Origin of the sequence: Brevundimonas sp. UBA5713 (assembly GCF_002419815.1) — a bacterium.
Classification (GTDB): Bacteria; Pseudomonadota; Alphaproteobacteria; order Caulobacterales; family Caulobacteraceae; genus Brevundimonas.
Genome location: NZ_DIGV01000048.1, coordinates 1 through 18,939, shown reverse-complemented (window position 1 = coordinate 18,939; position 18,939 = coordinate 1). Strand labels below are relative to the sequence as shown.

Annotated in this window: 20 protein-coding genes; 18 read left to right on the top strand and 2 right to left on the bottom strand. The window is 61.5% G+C overall.

Translation table 11 applies throughout. The features are described 5' to 3' along the window. Positions 1-12 precede the first annotated feature (12 nt). The 18 genes from B3B04_RS11905 (at position 13) to B3B04_RS11820 (ending at position 16,873) form a co-directional block, all read left to right on the top strand. Positions 13-630 carry a glutathione S-transferase family protein gene (locus B3B04_RS11905; protein WP_292043207.1) on the top strand — a complete coding sequence of 206 codons (618 nt, stop codon included), beginning with the start codon at positions 13-15 and terminating at the stop codon, positions 628-630. A gap of 101 nt (positions 631-731) precedes the next feature. Then, on the top strand, positions 732-1,043 hold the full coding sequence (locus B3B04_RS11900) for a DUF3253 domain-containing protein (protein WP_292043206.1): 312 nt from the start codon (positions 732-734) through the stop codon (positions 1,041-1,043). After that, the gene (locus B3B04_RS11895; protein WP_292043204.1) at positions 1,027-1,620 is read left to right on the top strand and encodes a uracil-DNA glycosylase family protein; all 594 of its coding nucleotides are present in this window, start codon (positions 1,027-1,029) and stop codon (positions 1,618-1,620) included. Before B3B04_RS11900 ends, B3B04_RS11895 begins: the two co-directional genes overlap by 17 nt. Before the next feature lie 295 nt (positions 1,621-1,915). Continuing rightward, complete coding sequence (locus B3B04_RS11890) at positions 1,916-2,407, top strand: PadR family transcriptional regulator (protein WP_292043203.1); 492 nt, start codon at positions 1,916-1,918, stop codon at positions 2,405-2,407. Positions 2,408-2,495: 88 nt separating this feature from the next. Further along, on the top strand, positions 2,496-3,530 hold the full coding sequence (locus B3B04_RS11885) for an alpha/beta fold hydrolase (RefSeq protein WP_292043202.1): 1,035 nt from the start codon (positions 2,496-2,498) through the stop codon (positions 3,528-3,530). 104 nt (positions 3,531-3,634) lie between these two features. Next, positions 3,635-4,723, top strand: a complete 1,089-nt coding sequence (locus B3B04_RS11880) for a Glu/Leu/Phe/Val family dehydrogenase (RefSeq protein WP_292043201.1) — start codon at positions 3,635-3,637, stop codon at positions 4,721-4,723. Positions 4,724-4,901: 178 nt separating this feature from the next. Beyond that, on the top strand, positions 4,902-6,542 hold the full coding sequence (gene fliF / locus B3B04_RS11875; RefSeq protein ID WP_292043200.1) for a flagellar basal-body MS-ring/collar protein FliF: 1,641 nt from the start codon (positions 4,902-4,904) through the stop codon (positions 6,540-6,542). Next, positions 6,542-7,579, top strand: coding sequence for a flagellar motor switch protein FliG (fliG, locus tag B3B04_RS11870; RefSeq protein WP_292043199.1), 1,038 nt, complete (start codon positions 6,542-6,544; stop codon positions 7,577-7,579). Before fliF ends, fliG begins: the two co-directional genes overlap by 1 nt. After that, positions 7,579-8,235 (top strand): flagellar assembly protein FlbE, encoded by a 657-nt coding sequence (locus B3B04_RS11865; protein ID WP_292043198.1) that lies wholly within the window; start codon positions 7,579-7,581, stop codon positions 8,233-8,235. Before fliG ends, B3B04_RS11865 begins: the two co-directional genes overlap by 1 nt. Next, on the top strand, positions 8,235-8,567 hold the full coding sequence (gene fliN / locus B3B04_RS11860) for a flagellar motor switch protein FliN (protein ID WP_292043196.1): 333 nt from the start codon (positions 8,235-8,237) through the stop codon (positions 8,565-8,567). The genes B3B04_RS11865 and fliN overlap by 1 nt, the downstream gene beginning before the upstream one ends. Before the next feature lie 35 nt (positions 8,568-8,602). Beyond that, complete coding sequence (locus B3B04_RS11855; protein WP_292043237.1) at positions 8,603-10,012, top strand: sigma-54 dependent transcriptional regulator; 1,410 nt, start codon at positions 8,603-8,605, stop codon at positions 10,010-10,012. Between the two features lie 6 nt (positions 10,013-10,018). Then, the gene (gene bla, locus B3B04_RS11850) at positions 10,019-10,915 is read left to right on the top strand and encodes a class A beta-lactamase (protein ID WP_292043195.1); all 897 of its coding nucleotides are present in this window, start codon (positions 10,019-10,021) and stop codon (positions 10,913-10,915) included. 59 nt (positions 10,916-10,974) lie between these two features. Continuing rightward, a complete protein-coding gene (flhA, locus tag B3B04_RS11845; protein WP_292043194.1) occupies positions 10,975-13,074 on the top strand; it encodes a flagellar biosynthesis protein FlhA in 2,100 nt (699 codons plus the stop codon). 49 nt (positions 13,075-13,123) lie between these two features. Continuing rightward, positions 13,124-14,641, top strand: a complete 1,518-nt coding sequence (locus tag B3B04_RS11840) for a sensor histidine kinase (RefSeq protein ID WP_292043193.1) — start codon at positions 13,124-13,126, stop codon at positions 14,639-14,641. A gap of 9 nt (positions 14,642-14,650) precedes the next feature. Further along, on the top strand, positions 14,651-15,082 hold the full coding sequence (locus tag B3B04_RS11835; RefSeq protein WP_292043192.1) for a response regulator: 432 nt from the start codon (positions 14,651-14,653) through the stop codon (positions 15,080-15,082). Beyond that, positions 15,079-16,131 carry a sensor histidine kinase gene (locus B3B04_RS11830; protein ID WP_292043190.1) on the top strand — a complete coding sequence of 351 codons (1,053 nt, stop codon included), beginning with the start codon at positions 15,079-15,081 and terminating at the stop codon, positions 16,129-16,131. Before B3B04_RS11835 ends, B3B04_RS11830 begins: the two co-directional genes overlap by 4 nt. Before the next feature lie 9 nt (positions 16,132-16,140). Further along, positions 16,141-16,623, top strand: coding sequence for an NUDIX domain-containing protein (locus B3B04_RS11825; protein WP_292043189.1), 483 nt, complete (start codon positions 16,141-16,143; stop codon positions 16,621-16,623). 73 nt (positions 16,624-16,696) lie between these two features. After that, positions 16,697-16,873 carry a CsbD family protein gene (locus tag B3B04_RS11820; RefSeq protein ID WP_292043188.1) on the top strand — a complete coding sequence of 59 codons (177 nt, stop codon included), beginning with the start codon at positions 16,697-16,699 and terminating at the stop codon, positions 16,871-16,873. A gap of 62 nt (positions 16,874-16,935) precedes the next feature. On the opposite strand, the gene B3B04_RS11815 is transcribed toward B3B04_RS11820, so the two are convergent. Next, positions 16,936-18,138 (bottom strand): vWA domain-containing protein, encoded by a 1,203-nt coding sequence (locus B3B04_RS11815; protein ID WP_292043187.1) that lies wholly within the window; start codon positions 18,136-18,138, stop codon positions 16,936-16,938. Between the two features lie 62 nt (positions 18,139-18,200). Beyond that, complete coding sequence (locus tag B3B04_RS11810) at positions 18,201-18,728, bottom strand: GNAT family N-acetyltransferase (RefSeq protein ID WP_292040483.1); 528 nt, start codon at positions 18,726-18,728, stop codon at positions 18,201-18,203. Positions 18,729-18,939 lie beyond the last annotated feature (211 nt).

Genomic DNA, 18,939 nt, shown 5'->3' with positions numbered 1-18,939 from the left:
TGGGGACGGAAGATGAAACTCTATACAACCAAGATGGCCCCCAACCCGCGCCGTGTGGCGTGGGTACTGGCGGAAAAGAACATCTCCGACATCGAGATCGTCGAGGTGAACCTGCTCGCGGGCGAACACAAACAGCCCGCCTATCGCGACAAATTCAGTCTCGGCCACTTACCGGGACTGGAGCTGGATGACGGCACCTGCTTCACCGAGACGGTGGCGATCGCCCGCTATCTGGAGACTGTCTACCCCGAGCCGAACCTGCTGGGCATCGATGCCAAGGAGACGGCGGTCATCGAGATGTGGACCCGTCGGGCAGAACTCTATCTCGCCAACCCCATGATGATGTTCGTGCGTATGACGCATCCGGCCCTGTCGGCGTTGGAAGCGCCAGTGCCAGAGGTGGGGGCCTATAACAAAGCCTCGGCCGAGAAGTTCATGAAGGCCATGAACCGCCATTTGGCCGACAATGAATATCTGGCGGGCCGGTTCTCCATGGCCGATATCGTGGGAGCCTGCGGCATCGATTTCGGGCGTCTGGTCAAATACCGTCCGCCTGAAGAGTATGAGCACCTGAACCGCTGGCTGGCGGCGTGCAATGCGCGCCCCGCCGCCACAGCGGGCCTGAAATAATGCAAAAGGGCGGTCTTCGGGCCGCCTTTTTCATGAAACGGGGCAGGGGCGATCAATGTCGGGCCTTACTAAAGGCACGGACCTGACGCATAAGGGCGACCATGAGCGATCCTATCGAATCCGCAATCTTCGACCGCCTGAACCAACTGGGTGAAGGCAAGAGCGTCGAGCCGGCTGAAATTGCCAAGATCCTGCAGCCCGAGCAGTGGCAGCGCATGTTGCCGAAAGTCCGCGCCACGGCGCTGGGCCTGATGCGTCAGGGCAAGCTGACCATCACCAAAAAGGGCAAGCCGGTTGACCCTGATGCCTTCCGCGGTGTGACCCGTCTGCGTCTGCCGACGGCAGATGAGACGGCGCTGGCCCTGTCCAAGCTGCCGCCCAAGCCCGAAGTCGAGGATGACGACGACTTCTGATCTGGACCAGTTGCTGGGAGAGATCCGCGCCTGTCGGGCGTGTGCGCCATACCTGCCGCATACGCCCCGTCCGGTCATCTGGGTCTTTCCCGAGACGAAGCTGCTGATCTGCGGTCAGGCTCCGGGCCGTCGCGTACACGAAAGCGGACGGCCCTTTACCGACCCCTCCGGCGATCGCCTGCGCCAGTGGATGGGGGTAGACTACGACACCTTCTATGCCGATCACCGTATCGGCGTCGCCGCGCAGGCCTTCTGTTATCCGGGCACCAATCCCAAGGGCGGAGACTATCCGCCGCCGCCGCGCTGTGCGGCCCGGTGGCGTGACCGTCTGTTCGAAACCCTGCCACCCATGGAATTGATCCTGCTGGTCGGTTCCTATTCCATCGACTGGTTTTTAGGCGACCGCGCCAAATCCAATATGACCGAGACGGTCAGGGCATGGCGCGAGTACGGCCCGCAACTTCTGCCCCTGCCGCACCCGTCATGGCGAAACACGGCGTGGCTAAAACGTAACCCGTGGTTCGACGCCGAGGTGGTGCCGCATCTGAAGTCGCGTGTCAGCCGAATTTTGGCTTAAGAAATCGAATATAATCAATATCTTAGGAAATGATCATGGCACTTCTATTGTTAAAATACATCGAAGATATATCTTAGAGCTATCTTTAATGGAGTGAAGATAGAGATTGAATAAGAACGAAACCGCCCACATCACGCTAAACCTCAATCTGGAGGCCCCACGCGGCCGCCATAGAAAGCACGGCCCGGGCCACCATCATTGGGGAGGCGTAAAGGGCCGTCCGCGTCATCATGGGGGTAGGCACCGTCGTCGCGGTCATGGCCATTCCATACTGGAAGGCCTAAGGAGTGAGCGCATGGATGGACACGGTCATAACCGCCTGCGGCGTCGTAGGGTGATGAGTGGGGACCAATTAAAACTGGTCCTGATGCATCTGCTGCGCGAGCAGCCGCGCCATGGCTATGATTTGATCAAAGAAATCGAATCCTTGTCGAGTGGTGCCTATGCGCCCAGCCCGGGCGTGGTTTACCCGTCGTTGTCGCTGCTCTCCGATATGGGCCGCCTCAGTGTCAGGGAGGATGCCGAGGGGCGCAAACTCTTCGACCTTACGCCCAAGGGGCAGGTGGCTCTGAAGTCGGGCGAGGACGAGTTGAAAATCGTGCTCGCCAGCCTGTCGCGACTGGCCGACGAGCGTGAGAAAATCGATGGCGGGCCGGTACGCCGCGCGATGCATAATTTGAAGTCGTCGATGCGTGAGCGCCTGACAGCAGAGTCTGTCGATCGCGATACCTTGCTTAAGGCGGCTGCCATTCTGGATGAAGCGGCAGCGAAAATCGAACGCCTTTGAGGGGTTGTTTGAAGCTATAAGGTTCAACAACGGTCGGCTCTATGTCGGCCGTTGTTACTCTTTCTGATGTATCCTCAAGGCCGTGGTGATGGACGTGAACACTCGACAGCGTGTTTTGAAGGGCATCCTGGCCGGAACCATGGCGCTCTCCTTGGCAGCCTGCGCGCCCTTGGTGCAGCAGGCCTTTTCTCCGCCGACGGATTTTCAGGGGCCGCAAAGGGTGCCGACCGGCGAGGGGATCGGTCACTTTATCGTTCAGGACGGGGCCAGTCTGCCGTATCGGGTGTGGTCTCCGGCCCATCCGCCCAAGGCAGTGGTCATTGCCCTGCACGGGTTCAACGATCACTCGGCCGCGTGGCGGCTGGCGGGGCCTTGGTGGGCCGAGCAGGGGATAGAGGTCTGGGCCTATGATCAGCGCGGTTTCGGCGCGGCACCGGGCAGGGGCATCTGGGCGGATCCGGAGCTGAGCCGTGAAGACCTGCGTACAGTCACGGCTATGATCCGTCAGCAGTATCCGCACACCCTCATCGCCATCATGGGCGAAAGCATGGGCGGGGCGGTGGGCATCACCGCTTTTGCCTCCAGCCGACCGCCGCAGGCTGATCGGCTGATCCTGCTGGGACCGGCGGTGTGGGGCTGGTCCAGCCAGAATACCTTCAACCGAGTAGGTCTGGCAGCCGGAGCGCGCTTACTGGGCGGGCGCGTGGTCGAGCCACCGTCTTTTGCCGTGCGCCACATACGCGCGACAGACAATGTGGTCGAACTGCTCAGGAATGGTCGCGATCCGCGCTTTATTCTGGGCACCCGTTTCGATGCCCTTCACGGTCTGGTGGGACTGATGGAAGAGGCCAGCGAGGGTTTAGGGTGCGTTCAGGTGCCCACGCTGCTGGCCTATGGCGCGCATGACCGGATCGTACCGCCGGCGGCCATGAAATTGGCGCTGGAGCGGGCCGGCGAGCGGCCCGATATGACGACCGCCTATTACCCCGATGGCTGGCACATTCTGAACCGCGATATGGAAGCTGAGCGCCTTTATGGCGATGTCGCGGCCTGGCTGGAAGGGAAGCCACTGCCCTCGGCACCGCCGCCGGTTACGCCCGACGCCCTGCGCCGCTCCAACTGATCAACAGTTACCCAAATGAAGCCTTGATCAGCGACTTGCACTCGCCGACGCGTCTGCCTATGCCATAGGTACAAAAAAATACCCCGAGGAAAGGCTCTAAGGGCATGACGCTTTTCGATTCCCCCAGTTTCGCGCACCACGAAGGCGTACACGCTTTCCACGATGAAAAAACTGGTCTGAAAGCCATAGTTGCAGTCCACTCGACCGCGCGCGGTCCGGCCGTGGGCGGCACCCGCATGTGGAACTACGCCACTGCCGCCGAGGCTCTGGAAGACGTGCTGCGTCTGTCCAAAGGTATGAGCTATAAGAACGCCATCGCCGATCTGGAGATGGGCGGCGGCAAGTCGGTCATCATCGGTGACAGCCGCACCCAGAAGACGCCGGAGCTGTTCGAAGCCTTCGGTCGCTTCCTGAACGGTCTGGGCGGCAACTATTACGCCGCCGAAGATGTGGGCACCTCGGTCGAGGACATTGCCTCGGCTCGCAAGGTGACGCCTTATGTTCTGGGCCTGAAAGACGGTCCGGAAGCTTCCGGCGATCCCAGCCCCGTGACCGCAGAGGGCGTGTTCCGCTCGAACATGGTCGTGGCGCGTCGCCTGTTTGGCCAAAACGACATGACCGGTCTGACCGTCGCCGTCCAGGGTGTCGGCCACGTTGGCGCATACCTGTGCGAAAAGCTGCACGCAGCCGGTGCCAAGCTGATCATCACCGACGTCAATCAGGACAACCTGAAAGCCGTGGCTGAAAAGACCGGCGCGCAGATCGTGGCTCCGGAAGACATCTATGCGGTGCAAGCCGACATCTATGCGCCGTGCGCGCTGGGGGCGACGCTGAACCCGACTACGCTCGGCCAGTTGAAGGTCAAGGCAGTCTGCGGTGCGGCCAACAACCAACTGGCGACGCCGGATATCGGTGACAAGCTGCACGAGATGGGCATTCTGTATTCGCCCGATTACGTCGTGAACGGCGGCGGCATCATCAACGTCGCCTCGGAAATGAACGCCCGCCAGAACGGCACCGCCTATGATCCGCAATGGGTCGAAGGCAAGCTGTCGCGTCTGATGGAGACGTTCGAGGAAATCCTCGAGCGCGCCGAGCGCGAGAACAAGCCGACCTATCAGATCGCCGACGCCATCGCCGAAGAGCGTATCAAGGCCGCCGCCAACAAGAAGGCCGCAGCCCTCAAGGCTTAAGATCCACAGCACTGTGGATATGTGGAAAAGGGGCAGTCCGTCGGGCTGCTCCTTTTTTCGCGAGCATGCACCTATAGCCACGCTTCTTAACGCATCTTAACGCGGCGTTTACCAAACAGGCGGCACTTTCTGCCTAGCGGAGCAGTAAAGCTTCGGATGTGTCTGATGGGCGGGGCGCGTGGGCGGCTTTACGGCGGCAATACAAAAGTTCGGAATCGGACGTCTGGCAGCAGTGCTGGGTGTATCGGCTGGCGTTGCGGCTGTGCTGGTCGCCATCATGCTGCGTGTGGGTCAGGCTCCTGACGCCCTGCTGTATTCCAACCTCGACCTGCGCGAAGCTGCTGAAATCGGCGCGGCACTGGATACGGCAGGCATCAAATATTCCGCCAAGGGCGACGGCTCGACCATTTTTGTCAGCCGCGATGATGTCGGCACCGCTCGTCTGATGCTGGCAGGGCAGGGCTTGGTGACGTCCGGCTCGGTCGGCTACGAAATTTTCGACAACCAGTCGGTGCTGGGCCAGACCGAGTTCCAGCAGAACCTGAACGAACAGCGCGCGCTGCAAGGCGAACTGGCCCGCACCATTATGTCGATGCGCGGTATTTCCTCGGCGCGCGTGCATATCACCATGCCGCGTCGCGAGATGTTTCAGGCTGCCGCTATCGACCCGACCGCCGCCGTTGTGGTGGGGCTGTCGGGCCGTGACCTGACACCGGACCAGATCCGCGCCATCCGCAATGTGGTGGCCTCCTCGGTGCCCAATCTGAAGCCGGAAAAGGTCACGGTAACCGATCAGGCCAACCGCACGCTGGCGGCAGGCTCCGAAGACGACGGTTTTACCACCGCCACCGCCGAGGCCGCCAAGGCCACTACCGAAGCCCAGATGCAGGCTCGCATCAAGGACATCGTCGAAGGTGTGGTGGGCAATGGTGCCGCCCGCGTACAGGTGACGGCGGATATCGATCATACCCGTTCCACCACGCAGGAGCAGCGCTTCGATCCGGATGGACAGGTGGTTCGCTCTACCTCGACCAACGGCACCCAGTCGCGCGACACCACGGGCGTGCCGCTGGGCGGCGTAACTGCTACAAACAACATTCCGGGCGGCGCCGATCCGGCACAGGCCGATCAGGCGTCGACCAGCGCGGAAAACTCGGAAACCATCAACTACGAGATTTCCAACACCACCACGACCACGGTCAAGGAGCCGGGCGAGGTGAAGAAGCTGTCCGTCTCGGTGGCCGTGGACGGCACCTATACCCCGCCCGCCAATGGCGAGGGCGCGCCGACCTATACCCCGCGCTCGGACGAGGAAGTCGCCCAGATCCGCGCCCTTGTGGCCGCCGCTGTCGGTATCGACGAAGAGCGCGGCGACAAGCTGGAAGTGGTCAATGTTCGCTTCAACCGCGAGGCTGAGGCGGCGGGCGGTGCCAACGGTGAAAGCGGCGGCCTGATGTCGAGCTTTGCCTTCGACAAGAATGACATCATGCGCGGCATCGAATTGGCCGTGTTGGCGATTACTGCCCTGTTGCTGATCTTCTTCGTGCTGCGCCCCCTGCTGCGGACCGCCACCGGCAAAGAAGCCAAGGCCAAGGCCCAGCCGGGCGTGACGTCAGTGGATGAACAACTGGTTGGCGGAGCCCTGCCAGGCGGTGCCGCCGCCATGCTGCCGGGGCCGACCGAAGTGGAGCAGCGCATCGACATCGCCCGCATCGAGGGACAGGTAAAGGCATCGTCCATCAAGAAGGTGGCTGACTTTGTCGACGCCCACCCAGAGGAGTCTACCGCGATCCTTCGCGCGTGGATGAACGAAGCCTGATGGCCGCGCGTCTTGTCACCAAATCGCCCGCGGTCGAAGACGTCCGCAAGCTGACGGGGCCCGAGAAGGCCGCTGTGGTCCTGCTGTCTCTCGGCGAGGAACACACCGCCCTGTGGGAGCGGCTGGAAGAGGACGAGATCAAGGAAGTGTCCCAGGCCATGGCGGGCCTTGGTACTGTGACGGCCGAAGTGGTCGAACAAATCCTTGTCGAGTTCGTCTCGGGTCTGGGCGGGAACGGCACCCTGATGGGGTCGTATGAACAGACCCAACGCCTGCTGTCGTCCTTCATGCCCATCGATCGGGTCGAGGCCCTGATGGAGGAAATCCGTGGTCCGGCCGGCCGGACCATGTGGGACAAGCTTGGCAATGTGAACGAGGCGGTTCTGGCGAACTACCTCAAGAATGAATACCCGCAGACGGTCGCGGTCGTGCTGTCCAAGATCAAGCCGGAACATGCCTCGCGCGTGCTGACAGCCCTGCCGGAAGACTTTGCACTGGAATGCGTACAGCGCATGCTTCGCATGGAGCCGGTGCAGCGCGATATCCTCGACAAGATCGAGCAGACCCTGCGCACAGAGTTCATGTCGAACCTCGCCCGCACCTCCAAGCGCGACAGCCATGAGCTGATGGCCGAGATCTTCAACAGCTTCGACCGCCAGACCGAAAGCCGCTTCATCGGTGCGCTGGAAGAACGCAACCGCGATGCGGCCGAGCGTATCCGCGCCCTGATGTTCGTGTTCGAGGACCTGTCCAAGCTGGACCCGGGCGGCGTGCAGACCCTGTTGCGTGCGGTGGAGAAGGACCAGTTGGCGCTGGCTCTCAAGGGGGCCTCGGATTCCTTGCGCGAAATGTTCTTCTCCAACATGTCCGAGCGGGCCTCCAAGATCATGCGCGAAGATATGGATTCCATGGGGCCGGTCCGTCTGAAGGACGTCGATGCTGCCCAGATGGCTATGGTGCAGGTGGCCAAGGACTTGGCCGCGCGTGGGGAAATCATGCTGGCCGGTCAGGGCGGCGATGACGAGTTGATCTACTGATGACCCAGCCCGCCACCCCGCGTCCGTTTGGCTTTGACACCGAGTTTGGTGCTGACGGCCAGATTGTGCGCCAGACCGAATGGCAGCCGCCCAAGCGCAGCTATTCGCCCGCCGAGGTCGAAGCCATGCTTGCCCAGGCCCGTTTGGAAGCCCGCCAACAGGCTCTGTCCGAGGTCGAGGCCCTGCGCGCCGATGCCCTGTCGGTGGTGGCCCAGACGGTGGCCAATGCCGCCAATGCCTTGGGCCAGATTGCCGAACAGTACCGCCAGCAGTCTGCCGAACTGGCGGTCGCGTGCGGGCGCGCCCTGTCGGGGGCGGCGTTTGACCTGTTCCCGCGGCGCCCGCTGGAGGTCACGCTCGAACAGCTGGCACAGGAAATCGACGCCAGCCCGCGTCTGCTGATCCGCGCCCCCCAATTGGACGCCGAGGCCCGCGCCCAGATCGAACAACTGTGCGTTCAATCCGGATTTTCCGGCATGGTGGTGTTTCGTCATGAGGCCGGTGCGCCGGCGTCTTTTGTGCTGGAGTGGGCCGATGGCCGCGCCAGCTTCGATCCGGCGGAGGCCGAGACGCGCCTTCGCGACGCGCTGCAGGTGGCCTTGGCTGCCGAAGATCGCAGCACCCCTCAAACCTTCCCGAACGGGAGTGACTTCTGATGGCCATTGACGATCTGCCGCTCGAAGAATTTGCCGAATCCACAGCGCTGACACTGGGTGAAGACGGGGGCGAAAAGACCGCTGCCGACCTCGCGACGGTGTTTGACGTGCCGGTCAACATCTCTGCGGTGTTGGGCAAGGCCAATATGTCGGTGTCGCAACTGCTGAAACTGAACAAGGGATCGGTGCTGGAACTGGACCGCAAGGTCGGCGAAGCCATCGATATCTTCGTGAACAACCGTCTGGTGGCGCGTGGCGAGGTTGTGCTGGTCGAGGATCGACTGGGCGTGACCATGACCGAAATCATCAAGACCGACGATAAGGGCGCCTGAGCGGCGACCGGATGAAGGACTGAAGGAGCCCGATGATGCGTCTACTGGTTGTGGGCCGCCTGAGCGGCCAACTGGCAACGGCAGTGAAAATGGCCATGACCCACGGGGCCAAGGTCAGCCATGTCGAGCGTGCGGACCAAGCCACCGAACAGCTGCGTCGCGGGCAGGGGGCCGACCTGTTGATGGTCGACTATCGCATCGACATCGCCGCCTTGATCGCCGCCAACGAGGCCGAGCGCATCCATGTGCCGGTGGTAGCCTGTGGTGTGGACGCTGACGCCCGCGAGGCCGCCGATGCCATTCGCGCAGGGGCCAAGGAGTTCATCCCGCTGCCGCCGGATGCCGAGCTGATCGCGGCCGTGCTATCGGCGGTGGCCGATGATGAAAAGCCGATGATTTTGGCCGATCCGGCGATGAAGTCGGTGGTGCAGCTGGCCGATCAGGTCGCGGCCTCCGAGGCTTCCATCCTGATCACCGGGGAAAGCGGTGTAGGTAAGGAGGTGATGGCCCGTCACCTGCACAGCCGCTCGCGCCGCGCGGACAAGCCGTTCATCAGCGTCAATTGTGCGGCCATTCCGGACAATCTGCTAGAATCCGAACTGTTCGGTCACGAGAAGGGTGCCTTCACGGGCGCCGTCGCGCGCCGCATCGGTAAGTTCGAAGAGGCCGACGGCGGCACCCTGCTGCTGGACGAAATCTCGGAAATGGATGTGCGCTTGCAGGCCAAGCTGCTGCGCGCCATTCAGGAGCGTGTGATCGACCGTGTGGGCGGCGGAAAGCCGGTGCCGGTCAACATCCGCATCATCGCCACCTCCAACCGCGATCTGGCCAAGTCGGTCGCTGAAGGCAGCTTCCGCGAAGACCTGCTGTACCGCCTGAATGTGGTGAACCTGCGCATCCCGTCCCTGCGCGAGCGCCCGGGCGACATTGCGGTTCTGGCCGATCACTTCATCAAGAAATACGCCGCCGCCAATGGCGTGCCCGTCAAGCCGATCTCGGCCGGTGCTGTGCGCGCTATCACGAGCCATCCATGGCATGGCAACGTCCGCGAGCTGGAAAATGCCATGCACCGGGCGGTGCTGCTTTCGACCGGCCCGGAAATCGATGTCGATGCCATCCGCCTGCCGGACGGTCGTCCGTTGCTGGGCGGCGTGGTAGCCTCGGCCCCGACCGCCAGCGCCTATGATCCGGGCGTAGCCGGGCAGGCGGCACAGGTGGCCGACGCCGTTACCCGCAGCTTCGTCGGCCAGACCGTGGCCGAGATGGAAAAGACGCTGATCCTCGACACCCTGAACCATTGTTTGGGGAACCGCACCCACGCGGCCAATATTCTGGGTATTTCAATCCGCACCCTGCGGAACAAACTCAATGAATATGCCGATCAGGGCACGTCCATTCCGGCACCCCAGTCGGGCGTGGCCAATGCCTATGGTTCGGCGGGATAGGGTCAGATGATAGATCGGCGGAACCTACTGGTCGGGGCAGGGGCACTTTCCATCGCAGCGTGCCAGCCCGCGCAAACCACCGCCGATACCGCAGCGGTTACCAAGCCCATGCGCACCGTGCCGCTGGATTTCGCTGCATTGGAAGATCGCTTCAAAGGCCGCATGGGCTTTGCCTTTGCGACCGAGGGAGCCGAGGGCGCATGGCGCGGCGATGAACGCTTCATCTATTGCTCGACCTTCAAGCTCTATTTGGCCGCGGCCATGTTCATCCGCGCCCAGGACGGGTTGGAAGATCTGACCCGTCAGGTCCCGATCACGCAGGCCGACATGATTTCGCACGCACCGATCACCGAGCCAGCGGTTGGGCGTGCGCTGAGCCTGCTGGAGCTTATGAAGGGCACGGTGGAAACCAGCGACAATCCCGCCGCCAACATCCTGCTGCGCGAAATGGGCGGGCTGGAACCGATGCGACAGTTCTATCGCGATCTGGGCGACACCTCGACGACGGTGGACCGGTATGAGCCGACCATGAACCGTCTGGACGGCGACAAGGACACGATTCTGCCGGTGCAGTCGGTCAGGAACCTGCAAAAGCTGCTGGTCGATGCAGACACGCCGCTGAACGCCGACTCCAAACAGACGCTGCTGAAATGGCTGCATGACACGCCGACCGGTGCGGATCGCCTGAAAGCGGGCGTGCCCGCCGCATGGCGTGTGGCGCACAAGACCGGCACGGGCGGCTACGGTCCGGCCAATGACATCGGCGTGCTGTATCCGCCGCAGGGCGCACCGATCGTGGTCGCCGCCTATTTCCACGGTTCACCACAGTCCACCCCTGCAAGCCGCGAAGAGGCGATCGCCGAGGCCACGCGCCAACTGCTGGTCGCACTGGGTCATGGCTGAGCACAGCCGAATCCTGTCATCAGGGACCGTAATGCAAAGCTGGGTCAGAAATCGCCGCCATGGCTGACGCCCCCTTCATGAAGGACGGCATGGCCCGCCCCACAGGGCGGGATGCTTTGGGCTGGCTGCTGCGCGGCGAAGTGGGCATGGCGGCGGGTGTGATCGGCATCCTACTGCTGCTGATCCTGCCGGTTCCGGCCTTCATGCTGGATCTGCTGCTGGCCATCTCTCTGGTGTCCAGCGTGCTGATCCTGATGACGGCGGTCATGATGAAGAGGCCGCTGGACTTCGCCATCTTCCCGACGGTTCTGCTGATTTCGACGCTGTACCGTCTGGGGCTGAATATCGCCTCGACGCGCCTGATCCTGTCCGAAGGGGCGACCGGCCACACCAGCGCCGGTGCCATCATCGCTGCCTTTGGCGAACTGATGATGAGCGGCAGTTTTGTCATCGGCCTGATCATCTTTGCCATCCTGCTGGTGGTGAACTTTGTCGTCATCACCAAGGGCGCGACCCGTATCGCCGAAGTGTCGGCCCGCTTCACCCTGGACTCCATGCCGGGCAAGCAGATGGCGATCGACGCCGATCTGTCATCGGGCCTGATCGACGAAGAACAGGCCAAGACGCGCCGCAAGGAGCTGGAGCAGGAATCCACCTTCTTCGGGGCCATGGACGGTGCGTCCAAATTTGTACGCGGCGATGCCATTGCCGGTCTGATTATCACCTTCATCAACATCATCGGCGGCATGCTGATCGGTGTGATCCAGCACGACATGTCGGCAGCCGATGCGGCCAACACCTATGTGCAGCTGTCGGTCGGTGACGGTCTGGTCACACAGATTCCGGCTATTATCGTCTCCGTCGCGGCGGGCTTCCTCGTCACCAAGGCAGGCGTTGAAGGCTCTGCGGACAAGGCCTTCGTGTCGCAAATGGCGACCAACCCTGTGGCGCTGGGTGTGGTGGCAGGCACTTCGGGTCTATTGGCTCTGGTGCCGGGTATGCCGATCCTGCCGTTTGCGGCCTTGGCTGCCGGTTCGGGCTTTCTGGCCTGGCGCACAGGCCGAGAGCGCCTGAAGCCGCCGCCTGCCGAGCCTTTGGAGGCCGCGCCGCAAGCCGCCGATGTGGAAGAGCCCATCGCCACCGCCCTGACCATCGACGATGTGAAGATCGAGCTGGGTTATTCGCTGCTGGCCCTGATCAATGATCTCGAAGGGCGTCGCCTGACCGACCAGATCCGCGCCCTGCGCCGTTCTCTGGCGCAGGAGTATGGCTTCGTCATGCCCAGCGTGCGCATCCTCGACAACATGCGCCTGCCCAATCAAGGCTATGCCATCCGCATCAAGGAAATGGACGCGGGCACGGGCGAAGTGCGTCTGGGCCAGCTGATGGCCATGGACCCGACGGGACGTCAGGTCGAACTGCCGGGCGAGCACACGCGCGAGCCTGCCTTTGGCTTGCCCGCGACGTGGATCGACGATTCCCTGCGCGAGGAAGCCACCTTCCGTGGCTATACGATTGTGGACCCGTCCACGGTGCTGACCACGCACCTGACGGAAATCCTGAAAGAGAACATGGCCGAGCTTCTGTCCTATACCGAGGTGCAGAAGCTGCTGAAGGAACTGCCCGCCGAGGCGCAAAAACTGGTGGACGAACTGATCCCGTCTACGGTCACCGTCACCACGCTACAGCGCGTACTCCAGACCCTTTTGCGCGAACGGGTATCGATCCGCGACCTGCCCGCCATTCTGGAAGGCTTGGCCGAGGCTGCGCCGCATACCAGCAGCGTCACCATTCTGGTCGAGCACGTGCGGACGCGACTGGCCCGCCAGCTGTGCTGGCAACATCGCGGCGAGGACGGGGCGCTGCCTATCGTCACTCTGTCGCCCGACTGGGAACAGGCCTTTGCCGATGCTCTGGTGGGTCCAGGCGAGGACAAACAGCTGGCCATGGCTCCCAGCCAGCTACAGGACTTTATCCGCGCGGTCCGTGATGTGTTCGAGCGTGCCGCCATGGTCGGCGAGAATCCGGTCCTGCTGACCGGCCCGCAGATACGGCCCTATGTGCGCTCGATTATTGAACGTTTCCGTGGCCAGACGGTGGTGATGAGCCAGAACGAGGTCCACCCCAAGGCCAAGTTGCGCACAGTCGGCAGCGTCTGATTTTCAGCCGCTGCTAGACAGCCGTGCCGGGACGGGCTTTTCTGGCCGTATGATCGCTAGAGCTACGGTCTCTGACCGCTTCAATGTCATCCGTAAATTTCTACCGCTTAACCGGGCGATCGTGGCCCTGTTGGCTCTGGCACTGGCCCTGCTTCTGGCGGTTAACATCGCCACCTATGTTATGGTCCAGCGTGCTGCGGCCTATAATGATGTGGTCTCGCACAGCAAGCACACCCAGCTGGCGGGTTGGGAACTGATTGCCCTGCTGACGGACGCCGAGACGGGTCAGCGCGGCTATATGCTTACGGCCCAGCCATCCTATCTGGCGGTCTACAGAAACGCTCTGGAGCGCCTGCCGGCGGTGATTGACCGCATGGACGCGCTGGTGACAGAAAACCCCGATCTTGCCCCCAGAGCCGCGCGTATCCGCTCGCTGTATGCCGAACGCCGCGAACTGATGACCGAGACCGTCGAACTGACCCGAATGGGTCGTATTGGCGAGGCCGTCAGTCTGGTGCGTTCCGGTCGTGGCAAGGAACTGATGGATGCCATGCGCGAGGAGGTGTCCCGCATCGGAGCCTATGAAGAAGCGCGCCTGACCACCTTGACCAACAGCTCCAAGCGGGCGCAGGCCTACACGCTATCGTTCAATATTCTGGGCACGATACTTGTGCTTATGCTCGGCCTGATCAGCGCCCTTTTGGTGCGCAGGCAGTTTGCCACGCTGATGGCGGCACAAAAGCAGCTGGACCAGATCAATATAGGCCTGGAAGAAGAGGTCCGCGAACGCACCTCGGAACTGGTGCGCGCCAACGAGGAAATCCAGCGATTTGCCTATATCGTCAGCCACGACTTGCGTGCGCCGCTGGTGAACGTGATGGGCTATACGTCCGAACTGGAGCAGGTGGGTCTGGCGCTGGATAGCCACCTTAAAATGCTGGAAGAGAAACAGCCCGATCTGCTGGATGAAGAGATTGTACGGGGCGTGCGCGAGGATGTTCCCGAAGCGGTCGGCTTTATCCGCGCCTCGACCGCCAAGATGGACGGGTTGATCAAGGCCATCTTGCAGTTGTCACGCGAAGGACGTCGCCCGCTGGCCGTGGAAAAGCTGGACATGACCGAGGTGGTGCAGGGGCTGATCGATGCGGTCGCACACCCGATCGTGGAAAGCGGCGGAGAGGCGCGGGTCGAGGCCTTGCCCGATATCGCCAGCGACCGACTGTCGATCGAGCAGATTTTCGGCAACCTGATCGACAACGCCGCAAAGTACCAGCATCCGGAACGACCTTTGCAGTTGGTCGTTAAAGGTCGTGAAGTCGAGGGTGGCTGGGTCGAGTTCGAGATTTGCGACAATGGTCGTGGTGTGGCGACCAAGGATCATGAGCGTATTTTCGAACTTTTCCGCAGATCGGGCAAACAGGACCGGCCGGGCGAAGGCGTGGGCCTGGCATTTGTACGAAGTGCGGTTCGCCGCTTGGGCGGCACCATCCGTCTCGATTCAGATTTGGGTGACGGTGCAACCTTTATACTCAGGTTTCCTCGTCAACTGAACGTGCGTGCGGAGTAAGGAGACGTTGTGAGCCAGTCTGTGAAAATCGTCATGATCGAGGATGATCATGGCCATGCCCGTCTCATCGAGAAGAACATCCGGCGTGCCAACATCGGTAATGACATCGTGCATTTCGATAGCGGGGAGGCCGGTCTTGAATACCTGTTCGAGAGCGAAGTCGGACGCAGCGGCTCGCTGTTGATCCTGCTCGACCTGAACCTGCCCGATATGTCAGGGACGGATATCCTCGAAAAGGTAAAGTCCGACGAGAACCTTCGCCGCGCCCCCGTGGTGGTGCTGACGACCACGGACGACAAGCACGAGATCCAGCGATGCTACGATCTGGGCTGCAACGTCTATATCACCAAGCCGGTGGACTATGAGTCGTTCGCCGTGGCCATTCGTCAACTGGGCCTGTTCCTCTCGGTGATGCAGGCACCCGAGATTACCGCAGCGTGAGCGATCCCTTCCGCCTTTTGTACATCGACGATGACCCCGCCCTTGGTCGTCTGATCCAGAAAGACTTTGCGCGCCGCGGGCATACGGTCGATCTGGCCCACGACGGCGAAGAAGGCCTCAAGGCCTTGTCGCAGAGCCACTATGACGCCTGTGCGCTGGATCATTACATGCCCGGACGCGACGGGCTTGAGGTGCTGCCGGAAATACTGGCGCTGAAAGACGCGCCCACGGTCATCTATGTCACCGGCGTGCAGGAAGGCCGTGTGGCTGTTGCTGCCCTCAGGGCGGGTGCGGCCGACTATGTGATCAAGGATGTCTCGCACGACTTCACCACCTTTCTGGAAAAGGCGGTGGCCGATGCCATTTTGCGCCGTCGTTTAGAGCAGCAAAATCTGGCGGCACAGGAAGAGGTACGCCGGGAGCGCGACCGCGCCGAGGCCCTACTGCGGGAGGTGAACCATCGCGTGGGTAACTCGCTGCAACTGGTGTCCAGCTTTATCCACCTGCACCGACGCCAGCTGGCAGGTTCCGATGCCGAGGCGGCGCTGGCCGAGGCTCAGGTGCGTATCGAGGCTGTATCGCAGGTGCACCGCCGCCTGTATCAGTCCCATGATATGCGCGGCGTGGCGCTGGATGAATATCTGGGCGGACTGGTGGACGAGCTGTCCCAGTCGCTGTTGCACGGCCATGGCCCAACCTTGTCGTTAAAGGCCGAGCCGATCTTCATCACCACTGATCAGGCCGTGTCGGTGGGCGTTGTGGTGGCCGAATTGGTGACCAACGCTGTCAAATACGCCTATGGCCCCAACGGCGAGGGCGAGATCCGCATTATAGCCAAGCGCAACCCCAATGGCTCGGCCAGTGTGCGGGTCGAAGATGACGGCTCGGGCATGGGTGATGGCAGCCCCAAGGGCACGGGGCTGGGCAGCCAGATCCTGAAGGCCATGGCCTCTGACTTGCGCGGCGAAATCCGTTTCGAAACGTCCGAGCGCGGCACCCATGCGGTCGTGGACTTCACGCCCGATGGCGGCGTGATGGGCGGCGAATAGGCGTCTGCGATGAAGTTGCAATTTGGAATGGCAAGGCCGGAACTGGATTACCGGCATCGTCCTGCTGTTTTCGGCATAGCCGAGCGCGACGGGCTCATCGCCTGCGTGCAGATCAAACGCGACGCCAGTCCGGCCTATTATGACCTGCCGGGCGGCGCTATCGAGGGCGAGGAGACAGAAGCCCAGGCGTTGGCCAGAGAGTTCACCGAAGAGACCGGCCTCAGCGTCTCTGCGGTCGACCGCCTGACGGAAGCATCGCAGTATTTCGTTCGCACCGATGGCGAGGCGCTGAATAATGTCTGCGCTTTCTGGATTATGCAGATCGAGGCGCGTCATCCGGAGCGCCAGCAAGAGCAAGACCACAAACTGGTCTGGCTGACCCCGCAAGAGGCTCTGAGCAAGGTCCGTCACGACGCCCATGCTTGGGCCATTTCCTGCTGGCTGCGTCAAAAAGCGCGGCATCAGGAAACGGCTTTTTTAGCTGAGCCTTAGGAACTCCGACAAGTACAGCTTCGTTCTCTTTACGAACATCGCTTCAATCGAGGTGATACGAAAGGAGTCAACCATGGCTGATAAAGATCGTATCGAAGGCGCTGCCAAGAACATCGGCGGTAAGATCAAAGAAGGCATCGGCAATCTGACCGGTGACGAAAAGATGAAAGCCGAAGGCAAGGTCGACCAAATCGAAGGTAAGGCCCAAAATGCCGTCGGCGGCGTCAAGGATACTTTGAAGGGCAACTAATCGTTGCCAACTTTGAGAGATTAAGACTTTAAGGGCTGCGTTTCGGAATGCAGCCTTTTTTCTTATTTCGTCAGTGTCCGCATGGCGTCGTCCAGCCCTGACAGGGTCAGCGGATACATCCGGTGCTCCATCAATTCCTGGAGCAGGCCGACCGACGCCGTATAGGTCCAGTGGCGCTCGCCTACGGGGTTAAGCCAGACGGACTTGGGCCACTGTTCGACCGCACGTCGCATCCACACGGCACCAGCTTCTTCGTTCCAGTGCTCTACCGAACCGCCGGGGATGGTGATCTCATAGGGGCTCATGGTCGCATCGCCCACGAAGATGGGGCGCCAGTCGCTGCCGTATTTGTGGATCAGGTCCCATGTCGGAATGCGCTCGGCGTGGCGGCGGCGATTGTCCTTCCACACGCCTTCGTAAAGGCAGTTGTGGAAGTAATAGAACTCAAGGTTCTTGAACTCGGTTTTGGCCGCCGAGAACAACTCCTCGCACATCTTGATGTGGCCATCCATCGAGCCGCCGATGTCGAAAAACAGCAGGACCTTGATGGTATTGCGGCGCTCTGGGCGCATCTGGATATCCAGCCAGCCCTGACGTGCGGTGCCGTCGATGGTGCCGTCGATGTCCAGTTCGTCGGGCGCACCGGTGCGGGCAAAGCGGCGCAGACGGCGAAGCGCCACCTTGATGTTGCGTGTGCCCAGTTCGACGCTGTCGTCCAGATTTTTGAACTCGCGCTTTTCCCAGACCTTTACCGCGCGGCCATGTTTGCCCGGGCCGCCGATACGGACGCCTTCGGGATTGTAGCCCCCGTGGCCGAACGGGCTGGTGCCGCCGGTGCCGATCCATTTGTTGCCGCCTTCGTGGCGCTCTTTTTGCTCTTCAAGGCGCTGTTTCAGCGTCTCCATCAGCTTTTCAAATCCGCCGAGCGCCTCGATCTGGGCCTTTTCTTCCTCGGTCAGATATTTCTCGTTCAGGAGCTTTAGCCAGTCTTCGGGGATGGCGGCAGACACTTCGTCGCCCGCGACAGGGCCTTCAAAGCCTTTGAAAACCTTGCCGAATACCTGATCGAAGCGATCATAGTGTTTTTCGTCCTTCACCAGCACGGCGCGCGACAGGTGATAGAAGTCGTCGATGCTGCGGCCAGTGGTGTCTTCGGCCCCCGGACCGATCACGCCCTTGTCCATGGCTTCCATCAGATGGAGCCATTCCTTCAGCGAAACCGGAACCTTGGCGTCGCGCAGGGCAGTGAAAAACGGCAGCAGCATGGGCAGTCCTGAACCCCTTGAAAAGGCGTGATCTGATTTAGACCATGGCACTAAGGCAGCGTCTATGCCCGCCGCAGGATGAACTCGTCGTCCAGCCATTGGCCGACAGGGTACTGGTACTCGCCGACCTTTTCGAAGCCGTGGGCACCATACAGTTTCTGGGCTTTCAGATTGCCGCTCCAGACGCCGATCCACAAAGCGCCTGTCGTCTGTTTTTCCATCCATGACAGAGCACGTGTCAGCAACTCGGTCCCGAGGCCCCGACCCTGTGCGGCCTTGGCGACATACAGGCGGCGCAGTTCCATCTCGCCCTCTTGGGCCAGCGGGTGGGGCAGCCCGTTAGGCCCAGCATGGCACAGAGCCAGAATCTCGCCATCCCGTTCGGCCAGCCAGAAGATGCACGCCGGATCGTGGATGCGTTTGGCCAAGGCCTCTTCGCTAAAGCTTTCGGCAAAAAACACGTCCAGATCGGCCTGCGGATAGGGGATGCCAAAGCCGTCTACGAAGGTCTCGAAAAAGGTTTGGCGGCTGAACGCCGACAGGGCGGTCAGGTCGGCGTCGGTGACAGGACGGATGTGGTAATCGCTCATGTTTGACTGCCTAGCGGCTGTCTGCGCCGGTTGCCAGAGGTCAGGAAAAACGTCCTGGCGCGATCCAATATTCATATACCCAAGGTTGATCGCCCTTCGCCCAGACGGTACGAAACGAAGAATCGCATGTGTCCGGTCGTATTCGGACCAGAGGGGAGGGAGCGGGGATGGACAGGCCGTCAGGCCGTGATCTCCTATGATAATGGCCAAT